17 protein-coding genes and 2 tRNA genes are annotated in these 13,905 nt (G+C 71.0%); 10 read left to right on the top strand and 9 right to left on the bottom strand.

Annotated features, from left to right (window positions below; translation table 11 throughout):
- Nucleotides 1–35 precede the first annotated feature (35 nt).
- From murI to rdgB, 4 genes are read left to right on the top strand one after another with little or no spacing between them, the layout of a single operon-like run.
- Nucleotides 36–848: a glutamate racemase gene (murI, locus tag CXH06_RS14505; protein ID WP_114855917.1), complete on the top strand. Its 813-nt coding sequence runs from the start codon at nt 36–38 to the stop codon at nt 846–848.
- Entirely contained in the window at nt 845–1,654 is an 810-nt protein-coding gene (locus tag CXH06_RS14510) for an MBL fold metallo-hydrolase (protein ID WP_114855918.1), read from the top strand. The genes murI and CXH06_RS14510 overlap by 4 nt, the downstream gene beginning before the upstream one ends.
- The gene (gene rph, locus CXH06_RS14515; RefSeq protein ID WP_114855919.1) at nt 1,651–2,409 is read left to right on the top strand and encodes a ribonuclease PH; all 759 of its coding nucleotides are present in this window, start codon (nt 1,651–1,653) and stop codon (nt 2,407–2,409) included. Before CXH06_RS14510 ends, rph begins: the two co-directional genes overlap by 4 nt.
- Nucleotides 2,406–3,050, top strand: coding sequence for an RdgB/HAM1 family non-canonical purine NTP pyrophosphatase (rdgB, locus tag CXH06_RS14520; protein WP_114855920.1), 645 nt, complete (start codon nt 2,406–2,408; stop codon nt 3,048–3,050). Before rph ends, rdgB begins: the two co-directional genes overlap by 4 nt.
- Before the next feature lie 73 nt (nt 3,051–3,123).
- On the opposite strand, the gene CXH06_RS14525 is transcribed toward rdgB, so the two are convergent.
- The 4 genes from CXH06_RS14525 to CXH06_RS14540 form a co-directional block, all read right to left on the bottom strand.
- Nucleotides 3,124–3,666: a DUF4916 domain-containing protein gene (locus CXH06_RS14525; RefSeq protein WP_114855921.1), complete on the bottom strand. Its 543-nt coding sequence runs from the start codon at nt 3,664–3,666 to the stop codon at nt 3,124–3,126.
- Nucleotides 3,663–4,358, bottom strand: a complete 696-nt coding sequence (locus tag CXH06_RS14530; protein ID WP_114855922.1) for a histidine phosphatase family protein — start codon at nt 4,356–4,358, stop codon at nt 3,663–3,665. Before CXH06_RS14530 ends, CXH06_RS14525 begins: the two co-directional genes overlap by 4 nt.
- A gap of 123 nt (nt 4,359–4,481) precedes the next feature.
- The gene (locus CXH06_RS14535; RefSeq protein WP_114855923.1) at nt 4,482–4,832 is read right to left on the bottom strand and encodes a hypothetical protein; all 351 of its coding nucleotides are present in this window, start codon (nt 4,830–4,832) and stop codon (nt 4,482–4,484) included.
- 86 nt (nt 4,833–4,918) lie between these two features.
- On the bottom strand, nt 4,919–5,515 hold the full coding sequence (locus CXH06_RS14540; RefSeq protein WP_157975760.1) for a hypothetical protein: 597 nt from the start codon (nt 5,513–5,515) through the stop codon (nt 4,919–4,921).
- Between the two features lie 458 nt (nt 5,516–5,973).
- Between CXH06_RS14540 and CXH06_RS14545 the strand changes: the two genes are divergently transcribed.
- On the top strand, nt 5,974–6,186 hold the full coding sequence (locus CXH06_RS14545; protein ID WP_114855925.1) for a hypothetical protein: 213 nt from the start codon (nt 5,974–5,976) through the stop codon (nt 6,184–6,186).
- A 1,068-nt stretch (nt 6,187–7,254) separates the two neighbouring features.
- Here CXH06_RS14545 and CXH06_RS14550 read toward each other — a convergent pair.
- Nucleotides 7,255–7,542: a hypothetical protein gene (locus CXH06_RS14550; RefSeq protein ID WP_232820378.1), complete on the bottom strand. Its 288-nt coding sequence runs from the start codon at nt 7,540–7,542 to the stop codon at nt 7,255–7,257.
- Between the two features lie 331 nt (nt 7,543–7,873).
- A tRNA-Leu gene (locus CXH06_RS14555) sits at nt 7,874–7,955 on the bottom strand.
- 144 nt (nt 7,956–8,099) lie between these two features.
- Between CXH06_RS14555 and CXH06_RS14560 the strand changes: the two genes are divergently transcribed.
- Entirely contained in the window at nt 8,100–8,855 is a 756-nt protein-coding gene (locus tag CXH06_RS14560; RefSeq protein WP_114855927.1) for an SDR family oxidoreductase, read from the top strand.
- Nucleotides 8,856–8,998: 143 nt separating this feature from the next.
- A complete protein-coding gene (locus tag CXH06_RS14565) occupies nt 8,999–9,346 on the top strand; it encodes a DUF3618 domain-containing protein (protein WP_114855928.1) in 348 nt (115 codons plus the stop codon).
- A 207-nt stretch (nt 9,347–9,553) separates the two neighbouring features.
- Here CXH06_RS14565 and CXH06_RS14570 read toward each other — a convergent pair whose 3' ends face one another.
- Together CXH06_RS14570 and CXH06_RS14575 are read right to left on the bottom strand one after the other, a co-directional pair.
- Complete coding sequence (locus CXH06_RS14570; RefSeq protein ID WP_114855929.1) at nt 9,554–9,970, bottom strand: YchJ family protein; 417 nt, start codon at nt 9,968–9,970, stop codon at nt 9,554–9,556.
- 174 nt (nt 9,971–10,144) lie between these two features.
- Complete coding sequence (locus CXH06_RS14575; RefSeq protein WP_114855930.1) at nt 10,145–11,041, bottom strand: NAD(P)-dependent oxidoreductase; 897 nt, start codon at nt 11,039–11,041, stop codon at nt 10,145–10,147.
- Between the two features lie 236 nt (nt 11,042–11,277).
- Here CXH06_RS14575 and CXH06_RS14580 point away from each other — a divergent pair.
- The 3 genes from CXH06_RS14580 (at nt 11,278) to CXH06_RS14585 (ending at nt 12,172) form a co-directional block, all read left to right on the top strand.
- Nucleotides 11,278–11,351: transfer RNA gene (locus CXH06_RS14580), tRNA-Lys, on the top strand.
- A gap of 96 nt (nt 11,352–11,447) precedes the next feature.
- Complete coding sequence (locus tag CXH06_RS18720; protein ID WP_255411455.1) at nt 11,448–11,570, top strand: hypothetical protein; 123 nt, start codon at nt 11,448–11,450, stop codon at nt 11,568–11,570.
- The gene (locus CXH06_RS14585) at nt 11,561–12,172 is read left to right on the top strand and encodes a hypothetical protein (RefSeq protein ID WP_114855931.1); all 612 of its coding nucleotides are present in this window, start codon (nt 11,561–11,563) and stop codon (nt 12,170–12,172) included. The genes CXH06_RS18720 and CXH06_RS14585 overlap by 10 nt, the downstream gene beginning before the upstream one ends.
- Nucleotides 12,173–12,268: 96 nt before the next feature.
- Here CXH06_RS14585 and CXH06_RS14590 read toward each other — a convergent pair whose 3' ends face one another.
- A complete protein-coding gene (locus CXH06_RS14590; protein ID WP_114855932.1) occupies nt 12,269–13,672 on the bottom strand; it encodes a hypothetical protein in 1,404 nt (467 codons plus the stop codon).
- Nucleotides 13,673–13,905 lie beyond the last annotated feature (233 nt).

The raw sequence follows: 13,905 nt of genomic DNA on the forward strand, positions 1-13,905 counted from the left end.
TGCCCCGAGGGCCCGCGAACATTAGCCTTGCCCGGATGAACAACGCGCCGATCGGGATCTTCGACTCCGGGGTGGGCGGGCTCACCGTCGCCCGCGCCGTCCTCGACCAGCTGCCGCAGGAGGAGCTGGTCTACCTCGGCGACACCGAGCACGGCCCCTACGGCCCCCGCTCCATCGCCGAGGTGCGCTCCCTCGCGCTGGAGATCATGGACGAGCTCGTCGGGCACGGCGTGAAGATGCTGGTCATCGCCTGCAATACGGCGTCGGCGGCGGTGCTGCGCGATGCCCGCGAGCGGTACGACGTCCCGGTCGTCGAGGTCATCCAGCCGGCCGTGCGCCGTGCGGTGGCCGCGACCCGCAACCATCGCGTGGGCGTGATCGCCACCGCCGGCACCGTCACCTCCCGCGCCTACGAGGATGCCTTCGCCGCCGCGCCGAACCTCTCGCTGGTCACCCAGGCCTGCCCGCGCTTCGTCGAGTTCGTCGAGAACGGCGTGGTCAGCGGCGAGGAGGTGATGTCCATCGCCGAGGAGTACCTGGCGCCGGTCCGCGACCAGGGGGTGGACACCCTGGTGCTGGGCTGCACCCACTACCCGATGCTCGCCGGCCCCATCAGCTACCTCATGGGCCCGGACGTCACCCTGGTCTCCTCCGCGGAGGAGACGGCGCTGGACGTGTATCGCCTGCTGCGGGCGAGCGACCAGCTGCGCGAGTCCGAGCGGCCCCCGCGCCACGTGTTCGCGCAGACCGCGATCGGGACCGGCGGCGAGAGCTTCGCGCGCCTCTCCCGCCGCTTCCTGGGCCCCACCCTCGAGATGACCGGGTCGCTGCCCGTGGTGTCGACATGAGGATCCACGTCATCGGCTGCAGCGGCAGCTTCGCGGGCCCCGACGGCGCCGCCTCGAGCTACCTGCTCGAGCACGAGGACGCGGCCGGCCGGATCTGGCGGGTCCTGATGGATCTGGGCTCCGGCGCCTTCGGCCCGCTGCAGCGCCTCATCGACCCGGTCGATCTGGACGCGGTGATCGTCTCCCACCTGCACCCGGACCACTATCTCGACCTCACCGGGCTCGAGGTGTTCCGCGCATACCACTCGCGCGTCGACCTCCCGCTGCTGCCGCTGCACGCCCCCGCTCCGCTCGCGGACCGGCTGGCCGCCGTGGTGGGGCGCGAGGGCCACATCCCGGCCGGAGTGGACCGCTCGCCCTTCGAGTACCACGTGCTCGCCGATCGGCAGCGCCTGGTCATCGGCCCCTTCGAGATCGAGACCCGTGCGGTGGTCCATCCGGTCGAGGCCTACGGCTTCCGGATCACGGCCGCGGGGCAGACCGTCGCCTACTCCGGGGACACCGACTCCTGCGCGGCGCTCGAGGAGCTGGCCCGGGACGCGGACCTGTTCCTCTGCGAGGCCGGGTACATCGAGGGGCGCGACGACCGCTTCACCGGGGTGCACCTGACCGGGCGCCGAGCCGGGCAGGCCGCGGCCCGCGCCGGGGTGCGGGACCTCGCGCTGACCCACATCCCCGCCTGGACGGACCCGGCGGTTCCCCTGGCCGAGGCCCGCGAGGTGTACACGGGCCGTCTGCGGAGGGTCCGCCCCATGGATATCCTCGAGGTCGTCCCGTCCCACACTCCCGAGGAAGGAGCTCCGTGAGCTCTTCGACCCCGACCCCTGCCGGCGACCGCGTCGACGGCCGCACCCCCGTCCAGCTGCGCGAGGTGCGCATCACCCGGAACTGGCTCGACCACGCCGAGGGCAGCGCGCTCATCGAGTTCGGCCGCACCCGCGTGCTGTGCGCCGCCTCCTTCACCGAGGGCGTGCCGCGCTGGAAGAAGGGCTCCGGCTCCGGCTGGGTCACCGCCGAGTACGCGATGCTCCCGCGCGCGACGAACTCCCGCTCCCCGCGCGAGTCGGTCAAGGGGAAGATCGGCGGGCGCACCCACGAGATCTCCCGGCTGATCGGCCGCTCGCTGCGCGCGGTCATCGATCTCGACGCGCTGGGTGAGAACACCATCCAGCTGGACTGCGACGTGCTGCAGGCCGACGGCGGCACCCGCACCGCCGCGATCACCGGCGCCTACGTCGCGCTGGCCGATGCGATCACCTGGGGCAAGCAGCACACCGCCCTGCCTGCCGCGCGTGACGTCCTCACCGACTCCGTGAGCGCGATCAGCGTCGGGATCGTCGAGGGGCGTCCGCTGCTGGACCTCGAGTACCGCGAGGACGTGGAGGCCGAGACCGACATGAACGTCGTGGTCACCGGCTCCGGCTCCTTCGTCGAGGTCCAGGGCACGGCCGAGGGCGCGCCCTTCGACCGCGCCGAGCTGGGCAGCCTGCTGGACCTCGCGACCGACGGCTGCGCGCGCCTGGCGCAGGTCCAGCGGGACGTGCTGGCGACCTCCCGATGAGCGGCGCCGACGTTCCCGCGGGAACGCCCGCCGGTGCGCGGGTGATCCTCGCCTCCCACAATCCGGGGAAGCTGCGGGAGCTGCAACGCATCCTCGTCGGGGCGGTGCCGGGCCTGGCGGCGGAGCAGATCATCTCCTCCGCGGGGATCGCGCTGCCGGACGTGGTCGAGGACGAGGTGAGCTTCGAGGGCAACGCCCTGCTCAAGGCCCGCTCGGCCGCGGCGGCCACCGGCCTGCTCGCGATCGCCGACGACTCCGGGCTCGCCGTCGACGTCCTCGGCGGATCCCCGGGGATCTTCTCCGCCCGCTGGTCCGGGCGCCACGGCGACGACGCGGCGAACAACGCCCTGCTGCTCGCCCAGCTCTCCGACGTCCCCGAGGAGCATCGCGGGGCACGCTTCGTGTGCGCGGCGGCACTCGTGGGCCCCGACGGCCGCGAGGTGGTCGAGCGCGGCGAGATGCCCGGGGTGCTGCTGCGCGAGCCCCACGGCGACGGTGGCTTCGGCTACGACCCGCTGTTCCGGCCCGACGGCGAGACGCGCTCCGCGGCGCAGCTCAGCCCGGAGGAGAAGGACGCGATCTCCCATCGTGGCACGGCCTTCCGCGCGCTCGCCGCGCAGGTGGCCCCGCTGCTGGCCTGAGCCTCCGGGGCGGTGCGGCGCGTGACCCCGCGCCGCACCGTGGGCCGGCGTCCACCCGTCGGAGCGGGACCGATCAGGCGGCGCCGACGTGCGCGAGCGCACGGCGCACCAGCAGGTCGCGCCCGCCGGTCATCTCGTCGAGCGGGGAGCTGTCCGCGAGCAGCTCGTCGACCCCGAACCAGGACAGCTCCAGCGCATCCTCCTGCGGGGCGGTCTCGCCGTCGATCGGCACCACATAGGCCAGGGAGATCGCATGCTGGCGCGGATCGTGGAACGGGGAGACCTCCGGCGTCGGGAAGTACTCCGCCACGGTGAACGGCACCGGGGAGACCGGCACCCGCGGCAGCGCCATCGGCCCCAGGTCCTTCTCGACGTGCCGCGCGATGGCCTCGCGGAGGCTCTCGTGGATCAGGACGCGCCCGGAGACGATCGCCCGCACGATCTGCCCGTCGCCGGAGGCGCGCAGCAGCATGCCCACCTCCGCCACGGAGCCGTCGGTGTCGGCGCGCACGGGCACCACGTCGACGTAGGTGATCGGCAGGTGCCGGCGCAGCTCGGAGATCCGCTCCGGCTCGAACCAGGAGCCCTCGGAGTCCACGGCGGTGCGGTTGCTCATCGGGGCCCTCCCTCGGCGGTGGCGGGTGCGTCGTCGGCCCCGGGGGCCTCCGCCGACGCGGCGGGGAGCGGGGCCAGCTGGCCCTTCTCGACGAAGAACCGCGGGTTCTGCTCCCGGGAGGCGACCTTGACCGTGTGGTCGACGTCGCGACCGGCGATCATCCGCACCCGCCAGGAGGTGCCCTCGAGCTCGACCTGCGAGAGCGTGCCGTTGGGGATCGACGGCAGCGGGCGCTCGATGATGCCGGAGAGGACGAAGCGGATCAGCGTGCCGTGGGCGACGAGCAGCACCTTCTTCCCGGGGAAGCGCTCCTCGAGCGCCTCCAGGCCGTCATAGCCGCGATCGGCGACCGCCTGGTGGTCCTCACGCCCGGGGAAGGAGCGCTCCGGATAGCGCTCCTCCATCTCCTCGACGGGCTCTCCCTCGGCGACGCCCCAGTGGATCTCCACCAGGCGCTCCTCGGTGCCGCCGAAGGGGATGCCGTGGTCCTCGGCGATGATCCGCGCGGTCTGCTCGGCCCGCTGCAGCGGCGAGGACAGGATCACGTCCCACTCGACGTCGGGCAGGCCGTCCAGGGCATGGTGCGCCTGCTCGATCCCGGTGGCGTTCAGCGGGATGTCCGAGGAGCCCTGGAAGCGGTTCTGCAGGTTGTAGTCCGTCTGCCCATGGCGGACGAGGCCGAACAGGGTCATGAAGCGTCTCCTCGGGTTGTGGTCCAGCGATGCGCGAGGAGGGCTCGAGACCGTCCTCCGTGCTACCGGGACCAGGGTAGACGCTGGCGGGGCCGCAGTCCTACGCGTTCGCAGCAGGGGTGATCAGGCCGCGGCGAGCAGTGCCGCGACGACCCCGGAGGCGAGCGCTCCGACGACCGCGACGACGAGGTGGCTGACGCCGAGGGTGGTGCCGATGAGGGCGAGGACACGGGGCCGGTCGCGGAGCAGCAGCCCGATGATGCCGAGGACGGCCGCGATGATGGCGAGGAGCACCTGTGGACCCGTGATCAGGAGCGGAACCACTCGGTACGACATGCCGGCCTGGTCGAGGAGGAGCGGAAGCGCGGGCGCGAGCGCGTGGGCGGCGATGCTCGCCAGGAGCAGCAGGATCGCGACGGCGAGCGAGGCGATGCCGGCGGGGTTCCCGCGGCGAGGTGTCGAGGTGTCGGTCATGGACCGACCCTAGCCGCGCAGGCATCGCCGATACACGCTGGACGACCGCATCGGAACGGGAACGTCCGGTCTCGTCGCGGAGACGGCTAGGCGGCACACTCCGCCGTGAGGCCCGAGACGCGGATGCCGTCGGAGGCCGTCTCCTCGGTGCCGGACTCGAAGGTGAACAGCAGCGACACGGTCTTCTCCCCGGTGCTCGTCGCCGTGTACAGAGCCTCCACGCTGCCGGTGCCCGGGGCATCGGCGGTGTCGAGATGACTTCCCGGCACCACCTCGCCGTCGACCAGGAGGTCGAAGGTCATCGACCTCGGTCCCTCCTCGAACAGCTCGTAGTCGAAGGTGAAGAGGTACTCGAAGCCGGCCTGGAAGGAGATCGGAGGGCTCGTCACCTCGACCGTGATGGCGCCGTCGTACGCCTGGTTCGGATCCCGGGTGACGATGTAGCCCCCGTTGGTGAACTGCCAACTGCCTGAGGTTCCCGAGAGGATGTTCCCTGGCGTGGTCTGCGGACTCCACCCGTTCCCGCTGCTGGGCGGGGGAAAGCTCATCTCGCAGGCGACCGAGGCGGCGAGGGCGGGAGCGGCGGTCGCCACGACAGCCATCGGTGCGGTCCAGGCGGCGGTCGTCAGCAGGGCGCGTCGCAACGTTGTCCCTGCCCGCGCGGACCGTGTGGGCTCGTCCATGGGAACCCTCCCTCATTGCCGTTCCTCACCCTCAGAATACCGCGGTGAACGCAATGTCTCGTGACACAAACCTAAAGCGGAGTCCGTCAGGGCTCCAGGGCATGCGTCGCGCTCCCGCCTCGTACCGGGTGGCCGCACCTCGCGTCGCAACCTGTCCGTCGATCTCGGGTCTGCGGGGGCGCGGGAGTGCGCCGAGCCCGACCTGCGGTGCCTCGTTCACGGTGCCACGTCCGGGGGAAGGCTTGATGGGAAGGCCTCGGGCCTTGATCTGATCGATCCATGCCCGCCGTGGCCCAGCGACCCGTCCCGATGCCGAGTACCTGCTGTTCAGAGAAGAAAGCCGTCGTGTGAGAGAGGGGCCTCGGAACCGGCCCTCGTACCGCGACGTCCGGTGGCGATGGCAGGGCATGCACCCCATGTACCATCATCGATTCGGACCGCACGGGCGAGGAGGGTGGATGGATTGGAAGAAACTCTTTCTGGGAATAGTCGGGATCCTGGTGTCAGTGATTATCGTCTGGTTCGGGATCGCCTGGGCCACCTCCGGCGTCTCTCTGTCGCAGAGCGTCCTGCTCGGTGGAATTGTGGCGGTGCTGGGGATCATCCGGCTCGCGGATGCTGCACGGCAGTTCTTCGCCGCCACGGACACCCGAGAAGTCAGCAATCGTTGATCCGCCGGGCACGACATCAATCGACGATGACATGACGTCGCCCTCCTCCTGGCTTCACGATCGAGGCGAGGTCCATCGCTCGTCACGGCGGGTTCAAGGCACTCCAGGCGATGCTTGCATTCCGTCAGGTAGTCGATGACCTGCAGGGCTCGCTCCAGAGCGCCCCACATGTAAGGTGGCCAGGGTGACGCTGAGAAACGTGGTCTCTGTGCTCGTGATGACGGCTGTCATCGGAATGGTCATTCAGTACTCCGCGGACGGGCACCTCGTCGGATGGTGGAATCTCGCACCTTTGCCTTTCGCGGTAGTAGGCGAGTACGTGCGAACCGCACACCGGCCCCGAAAGGGTTGCTGAGAGTACCTGGTGGATGACGAAGGAGTGCCCGCCCTCCCTGGTCTCCTGGCTGAGATGCGGGCGCTCAGTCATTGTTTCCACGGAGTCGCTCAGCACGGGCGCGCTCCGGCTCGGCCGTGCTGGGCGCGGAGCTCATCACGCTTCGTCACCGCGAACGGTGGTCATTCCTTCCGTCCCGAGCTCCGTCGTGGCCGGAGGAGCTGAATCCAGCTTTCCCCCACGCTGAGAACCTCGGTCAGGATCGTGAGCCCCCATGGAATGTCAGAGCGGCGCAGGCGATGAGTACAAGCACGAGGACGGCTGCAAGTGCTGTGGGGCCGCCCTCGAATCCGCCGCGGACCGCGTCCAGGAGCCAGCTGAATACGACGCCAGTGCTGGCGGAGATGAGCAGGAATCGCACAGTGTTCCGTGATCCCATGTCAGAGAACGTTGCTCGTGAGTTCGTCGTGTCTTGCCGGTCCGGCGAGTCTACGGAATAGGGTTCGACGCTCCAAGGCGGTCTCCTGCGAGGGGGTTTCAGATGGGATCCACGCTGTCATTGTCGCAGTTTCTTGTCGGGTGTCAAAAATCGCGAGCTATCGAGAGACACGTCCAGCTCTGTCGAGGTGAAGGCGCCCGCAGGAGGTCCACCCACTCACCGTGGGGAGCACGGGCGCGTGGTCACTCCCGGCCGTCGTAGCCGCTCGTCTACCAGGGCGCTGCCGGCACACCTCTTAGCTCACCACCGGGTTCGCCTCGCGCCACGCCCGCATCCACACCTCGTCGTACCGACGTGACCCGGGTCGTGATCGTGCAGCGTGGAGGTCGATGTGCTCCAGCAGCCACGCGAGCACGTACTCGTCGAGCTCGCCCCAGCGGTCGATCCACTCCGTCGAGACGACGACGAGCTCGCTCTCGCCGGCCGTGAGCCGCACCGAATGCAAAGGCAGAGTCTCGTCGATGTCCGAGTGCGTCACCGTCACTGTCGGGCCGATGAGTGTGAGCTGGTAGTGGATCGTCACGTCCTGGATCGTCTGCACCGCCTTCTGGTGGGCGAAATGCTGCTCGACGTCGCTCCCGCCCGCTCCGTCCGTGCCGGGTCCTGGGAGGTCTGACCGAGCAGGTCCCACGACACGGGGTTGAACCGGTGTCGGTCGAGCACCACGTGCCGGCCTGTGGTCTGGGGGCGGGAGTGCGCCGAGCTCGAGCTGTCGTGCGTCGTACATGGCGCCCAGCCTGGGGGAGGGGTCTGACGAACGGACCCTTGGGGTCGATGTCTTCATTTCGTGTTCGGATCAACTCCGACGCCCGCTCCGTCGCTTCGTCATTGCAGGTCAGGAGCTAAAGCCTGCGTGCGCGAGAAGGGACTCGAACCCTCACGCCCTCGGGCACTGGAACCTAAATCCAGCGCGTCTGCCAGTTCCGCCACTCGCGCGCCCGCCCAGCCTAACGGCCCGCGGGTCGTGCTCCGGTAGGCTCGTGTCCCTGGTGGCGCGCCGCTCCGGCCCGGATCCCGACCCGTGCGGCTGCGACGCCCCTCGACCACGTCACGAGACCCCCGAGTTCACAGGAGTTCCCCATGAGCGCCCTCGCAGGCAAGACCGCCGTCGTCACCGGATCCTCGCGTGGAGTCGGTGCCGCCACCGCGACGCTGCTCGCCGAGCAGGGCGCGAACGTCGTCATCAACTACCGCCAGAAGGCGCCGCGCGCGAACAAGGTCGTCGCGGAGATCGAGGCGGCCGGTGGTCAGGCGATCGCCGTCGGCGCGGACATCACCGAGGCCGAGGGCATCGCCTCCCTGCTCCAGGCCGCAGTGGACACCTACGGCGGTCTGGACCTGCTGGTCCTCAACGCCTCCGGGGGCATGGAGACGAACCTCGGCGAGGACTACGCGATGCGGCTGAACCGTGACGCGCAGGTCGCCGCGCTCGAGGCCGGCCTGGAGCGCCTCGCGCCCGGCGGCCGCGTGGTCTTCGTGACCAGCCACCAGGCGCACTTCATCGACGAGGTCGAGACCATGCCCGAGTACGAGCAGGTCGCTCGCTCCAAGCGCGCCGGCGAGACCGCGCTGACCGCCCGGATCGACGAGATGAGCGCCAAGGGCGTCTCCTTCGTGGTGGTCTCCGGCGACATGATCGAGGGCACGGTCACCGCCACCCTCCTGAACCGTGCACGTCCCGGTGCGCTCGAGGAGCGGCGCGAGGCCGCCGGCAAGCTCTACTCGGTCGAGGAGTTCGCCGCCGAGGTCGCCGCGATGGCGACGGCCGACGTCGAGACCGGACACATCGAGCTCGTCGGCGGGGCCGAGGACTTCCTCGCCCGCACCCGCGGCTGAGTCCCGCGCCGGCGGGGCCGCCTGCCGACAGGCCGGGCACGGATCCGGCGTCGGGGCGCCCCGTGTTCGACGGGGATTCCGTCACAGCGACCCGACCGCGATAGCATCGGATCGATCGAGACCAGAGAACACCGGAGGCAGTGGTGGCCACGAAGAAGAGCCTGGATGACATGCGCGATGAGGCCTATCGCCGGCAGGACAACCTCGCGTCCGACATCGACGAGCTGGTCGATCGCGTGAACCCGAAGAACGCCGCGCGGCGGTGGAAGAACGAGGTGCTCGGCTCGGTGAAGGGTTTTTCCGACGCCGGTGACGGGAAGACCTCTGCGACGCTCCCGGCGATCGCAGGCGGCGTCATCGGCGTGGTCCTCCTCGGAGCGGGGGTCGCCGCGGCGATCGTCCTGTCCGGCGGGGACGAGGACTCCGAGAAGAAGACCGAGGCCCGGAAGGCCCGCGCGGCGAAGGAACGAGCCCGGGCCGCGAAGTCCTGAGCCTCCCCGGGGCACATCGCTCCCCGGACCGCGACCTGGAAAGGTGCGGGCCCGCACCACATCCGCCCCGATCAAGGGTAGGGACCGGCCCGGGTGGGCGCCCTCCCCCTCCCCGCCCGGATCATGGTTCGGGACCGCACCTTTCTGCGTGCTCGCTGCGGATGTGCGCTGGGCCGCGGCGAGTGATCGCGAGTGTCCGCGGATCGCTCAGAGGTCCCCGTCGACGTAGAGCCAGTGCCCGTCCTCGCGGACGAAGCGCGAGATCTCGTGCTGCTCCTGCCGGCCCCGCGGGCCCTTGGAGATCGCCCGGAACTCGACGGTGCCGTCGGCGTCGAACGGGCCGCCCGCCCTCGTCCCCAGGATGTCCAGACGCAGCCAGCGCACCTCGTCGGCCAGCGACGCGGCCAGCTCCCCGCGCTCCGGCCGGGTGTCCGGGTGCCAGCTGCGCAGCAGATGCTCGAGGTCGCCGAGGGCGAAGGCCGTGTAGCGCGAGCGCATCAGCGCCTGCGCGGTGGCGGCCCGGCGGTCGCCGCGCAGCACCGGCCCGCAGCAGGCGCCGAGGGTGTCGCCGCTGCCGCAGGGGCAGCGGCCATGATCAGAGGGGAACGGCGATTCCGGGTCCATGCATCGAGTATGACGACTGTGCAGAGGGCAGCATCGCGGCATGCAGGAGACCGGCGACCTGTCCGGTCCCACGGCATCGACGCCCGGGCCCGCGGACTGCACGCTGCGGCGCTGGGCCCCGCAGCACGGGCCCGTTCCGCCGGCACCGACCGATGCCGGCGGCGAGGCTCGAGGTCAGCGGCGGGACCAGCCGGGGGTGGACGGGCCCACCGTGGGCCGCCAGCCGGTCTCGTTCATGAACCGCACCGAGGAGACGCGCAGCGAGCGGCGCTGGACCTCGAGGCGGGTGCCGACGATCGCCTGCGTGATCTCGGGGTAGAACTTCGCGCTGTGGCGCGCACCGGCCTCGGTGGCGAGGTCCTTCGCCCAGCGGCTGCGGGTGATCGGCTCGCCGCCGACGTTGTAGAAGCCGCTGCCCGCCCGCAGCGCCGCCACGAAGGCGCGCCCGGCATCCGAGTGGTGCAGCAGGGTCACGTAGCTCTCCGGCTTGCCCAGCAGGATCGGGTCGCCCTCGCGGACCGCCTTGAGGGCATGGGTGGTCTGCGGGTCGCGGCCGAACAGCTGGCCCAGACGCAGGATCACCGCGCTGCGGCCCGCGGTCGCGAAGTCCACCGCGGCGCGCATCTCCTTGACGCGGGGGCGGAAGGCCTGATTGCGCACGCTCAGCGGCTGGTCCTCGGTGATCCAGTCCGCGCCGTTGTCCGGGTACAGGTACACCGACGACTCCTGGATCAGGCGGTGAACACCCGCCTCGGCAGCGGCCTTCGCGATGGCCACGGAGGCCTCCGCATGGAGCCGATCGTCCTCGCGCCACGCCAGGGGGCGCATCCCGGCGCCGCCCACCGGCACGTGGGCGAGCGTGTTCAGGACGACCTCGTGCCCGCGGAAAGCGCGGGTCAGATCGTCAGTGGAGAAGACGTCGGCCACGATCGCGGAGGCGCCGCGCCCCTCGACGATCGGGATGCCGGAGTCGCGGCGCGTGATGCCGGTGACCTCGTGCCCGGCAGAGACCAGCGCCTGGACGGCTTCCTGGCCGAGCACACCTGTGGCACCGGTGACCGCGATCCTCACCCTGACCTCCTCTGCCGAGCAGCCTGGGGAGACTCTCGTGCGCCGACGTTCCTGGGAGATCCGAGTCTAGAGGATCGCCGGTGCCCGCCGCGGCGGCTTCCGTCCCGGCCGACGGGCGGAAACGCCTCGGGGGAAGGGTGCGGGACTCGCGGGGACGCCGCCGCTGTTCGCTCGCTCACAGAGAGCCCTCTCGGCTTGGACGCGCGGCCGGATGGGGGTAAAGTTCTTTCCTGTTCGCGCCATTAGCTCAGTTGGTTAGAGCAGCTGACTCTTAATCAGCGGGTCCGGGGTTCGAGTCCCTGATGGCGCACCGGTGAGATAAGCCCCCGTCGCAGTCGCGGCGGGGGCTTTCTCGTGCCCGCCGATGATCTGGCCGGCCCGCACCGCGGGCCGCTACGGTGGATCGATGACTGCGCTGGAGGAGTACATGCGGGCCCGGGCGGCCGGCTCTGCCGATGCCATGATGACCGAGCTGCGCGAGTGTGCGACGAGCGTCCCGTGCGGGGAGGGGGAGTGGCCATGGCGCTGAGCGCGGCCTCGCCCCGCCCCGGCGAGCAGGAGCCGGCGGACCATCGCCGCTGCGTCTTCCACCTCCGCTCCGCCGCGCACGCCGGCCTCGAGGAGCTGCACCCTCTCAGCGCGCTGCAGCACGCGGATCCCGAGGCCTATGCCACTGCGATCGCGAAGTACGACGACACTCCGCAGCGGCGCCGGCTCCCGGAGACGTGGATCCCCGTGATCGACGCGCGGTGGACGGAGGTCATCTTCCTGACCCCGATCCACCCGCACGCCATCTGGAGCGCCTGGCGCGACATCGCGGCGGTGGAGCTGCCTGCGCAGGAGTTCTGGGCCATCGGTGTCGAGGAGATCGGGCCGGCCGTGGTGCTGGATCGCCGGCTCACCCGCAGCGGCGAGCCGATCGACCCGCGGGAGGTCAGCACGCTGCGGACCGACGAGTACTGCGCGGAGAAGGAGACCACCGCGCGCAACGCCGAGTGGATCGCGCAGCTCGCCCGGGAGCACCGTCGCGGTGCCTGGTTCCACGGCACCCCGCACGTCCTCACCCGGGGACCCGTGGCACTGGGCTCGGCCGAGGTCGTCGACTGGCGGGATCCGTGGCCCGGGCAGTGACCTGTCCGGACGCAGATGACAGGGGCACCCACCAGCTGGTGGGTGCCCCCGTCATGCAGCTCCCGGAGGTCGGCGCCGGCGCCGCCGGGTCGTGGATCAGGAGCGATGCTCCGTCGGCCCCGCGGCCGGGCCGGCGGCGGATGCCGGTGATTGCGCGGCAGCCGCTCCGGACGGCTCCTCGGCGAGCTCCGAGCGAGCGTTCCGCGGTCCGGCGACCAGCTGGACGAGCAACAGGGCCACCACAGCGACCACCAGGATGATCAGGGCGTCGGCGCCGGTGGGGTGCGGCAGCAGGACGTACCAGAGCACCGCGATCCCGGCCACCACCGCACGCAGCAGGTTCACGTGCTCATAGGCGAACCGGGACACCGGTCCACGGGAGATCCCCGAGGTCTCGCTCAGCCGGCCCAGGCCCGCGCCGATCCCTCGGCGCACCGTCGCACCGGCCCCGGACCGCGCGAGCAGGAAGGCGATGACCACGAGCGCCACCGCGACCACCAGCACCGCCCGCAGCGCCGTGGTGAGGAACAGGGTGACCTGGTCGTAGACGGCCGCCGCCGCGTCGTGGGGGAGGACGCCCTCCGGTACGGCACCGAGGTAGAGCGGGCGGACGATGTTCAGCGCGAGGCCGAGCAGCGCCATGGTCGCCGCCACGGCGATCCCCGCCGCCAGCAGGCCCTTGCGTCGATCCGGCATGAGGAGCACCCCGCCCACCAGGGCGGCGAGGGCGAGGAACGGGAGAATGCGCGCGACCGTGCTGAGCCAGCTGACGGCGGTCTGCGCGGCGGACAGCTGCTCGGAGTGGAAGATGACGATCGTCTTGTCGATCTCCGGGATGCGCTCGGCCAGACCGAATCCGCGCTCGGCGAGCCGCTCCTTGGCCGCCGCGACGAAGGGGGCGATGTTCAGCGCCACGGTGCCATCGGCGACGTGGACGGTCTCGGAGCCCTCGCCCGTCAGCACCGCGACCGCCTGGGCGTGGGCCTCCCGGTTGGCGGTCTCCCAGGCCTGCTCGAATCGCTCGGAGTTCACGAACTGATCGGTCGTGTCGTGGACGAATCCCTCCACAGCATCGCTGAGGGGAGTGGCCAGCCCGGGCACCATCGGTGCCACCTGGGGCGGCACGAAATCCTGCTCGGACATGGCCTGCAGAGCCTGGGCGGTGAGCTCGTCGACGTTCAGCGCCTCCATGATCGCCTGCGTGACCGCCTCGGAGACCGCGGCCTTGACCGCGGGGTCCTCGGCCAGGGGAGCGACCGTTTCCACGTAGCGGTCCGTGTCGGTGACCAGGTCATGCGCCCAGTTGGCGATCACGGTGACCGGCGCCAGCAGGGCGGCGAGGACGATGAGAGCACTGGCCAGCAGCGGACGGAACCATCCGGTGCCGGACCGGGGCGCCGCGGGAGCTGGGGCGGGGGTCGCCGCCTCCTTCGTGGCCAGTTCGGCCTGCAGCGCCGCCACCTCGGCTCGCAGGCGCTGCACCTCGGTCTCGTCGCTCATCGTCGTTCTCCTTTCGGTCGTCGCCGTCGAGAAGGGGGCGTTCGGCCGCCGAGCGGGAGGTCGCCGTCGGGGAGGCGGCGGGCGCGCAGGCGGCGAGGTCCTCGCGAGGCGGTGTGCTCGCACCGGGATTCAGGATGATCTCAGCGTGGTCCAAAGTACTGCCCAGGTCCCGGATCGCCGGGTGACGGTGCCGGGTGTGAACCGGTGCAGAGCGGGGGCAAGGGCCACCACCG

This window comes from Brachybacterium sp. YJGR34 (genome assembly GCF_003347015.1).
GTDB lineage: Bacteria > Actinomycetota > Actinomycetes > Actinomycetales > Dermabacteraceae > Brachybacterium.

Coding starts and splice junctions, on each gene's coding strand:
- murI (WP_114855917.1), top strand. CDS start 36: ATGAACAACGCGCCGATCGGGATCTTCGACTCCGGGGTGGGCGGGCTC.
- CXH06_RS14510 (WP_114855918.1), top strand. CDS start 845: ATGAGGATCCACGTCATCGGCTGCAGCGGCAGCTTCGCGGGCCCCGAC.
- rdgB (WP_114855920.1), top strand. CDS start 2,406: ATGAGCGGCGCCGACGTTCCCGCGGGAACGCCCGCCGGTGCGCGGGTG.
- CXH06_RS14525 (WP_114855921.1), bottom strand. CDS start 3,666: ATGAGCAACCGCACCGCCGTGGACTCCGAGGGCTCCTGGTTCGAGCCG.
- CXH06_RS14530 (WP_114855922.1), bottom strand. CDS start 4,358: ATGACCCTGTTCGGCCTCGTCCGCCATGGGCAGACGGACTACAACCTG.
- CXH06_RS14535 (WP_114855923.1), bottom strand. CDS start 4,832: ATGACCGACACCTCGACACCTCGCCGCGGGAACCCCGCCGGCATCGCC.
- CXH06_RS14540 (WP_157975760.1), bottom strand. CDS start 5,515: ATGGACGAGCCCACACGGTCCGCGCGGGCAGGGACAACGTTGCGACGC.
- CXH06_RS14545 (WP_114855925.1), top strand. CDS start 5,974: ATGGATTGGAAGAAACTCTTTCTGGGAATAGTCGGGATCCTGGTGTCA.
- CXH06_RS14560 (WP_114855927.1), top strand. CDS start 8,100: ATGAGCGCCCTCGCAGGCAAGACCGCCGTCGTCACCGGATCCTCGCGT.
- CXH06_RS14570 (WP_114855929.1), bottom strand. CDS start 9,970: ATGGACCCGGAATCGCCGTTCCCCTCTGATCATGGCCGCTGCCCCTGC.
- CXH06_RS18720 (WP_255411455.1), top strand. CDS start 11,448: ATGACTGCGCTGGAGGAGTACATGCGGGCCCGGGCGGCCGGCTCTGCC.
- CXH06_RS14585 (WP_114855931.1), top strand. CDS start 11,561: ATGGCGCTGAGCGCGGCCTCGCCCCGCCCCGGCGAGCAGGAGCCGGCG.
- CXH06_RS14590 (WP_114855932.1), bottom strand. CDS start 13,672: ATGAGCGACGAGACCGAGGTGCAGCGCCTGCGAGCCGAGGTGGCGGCG.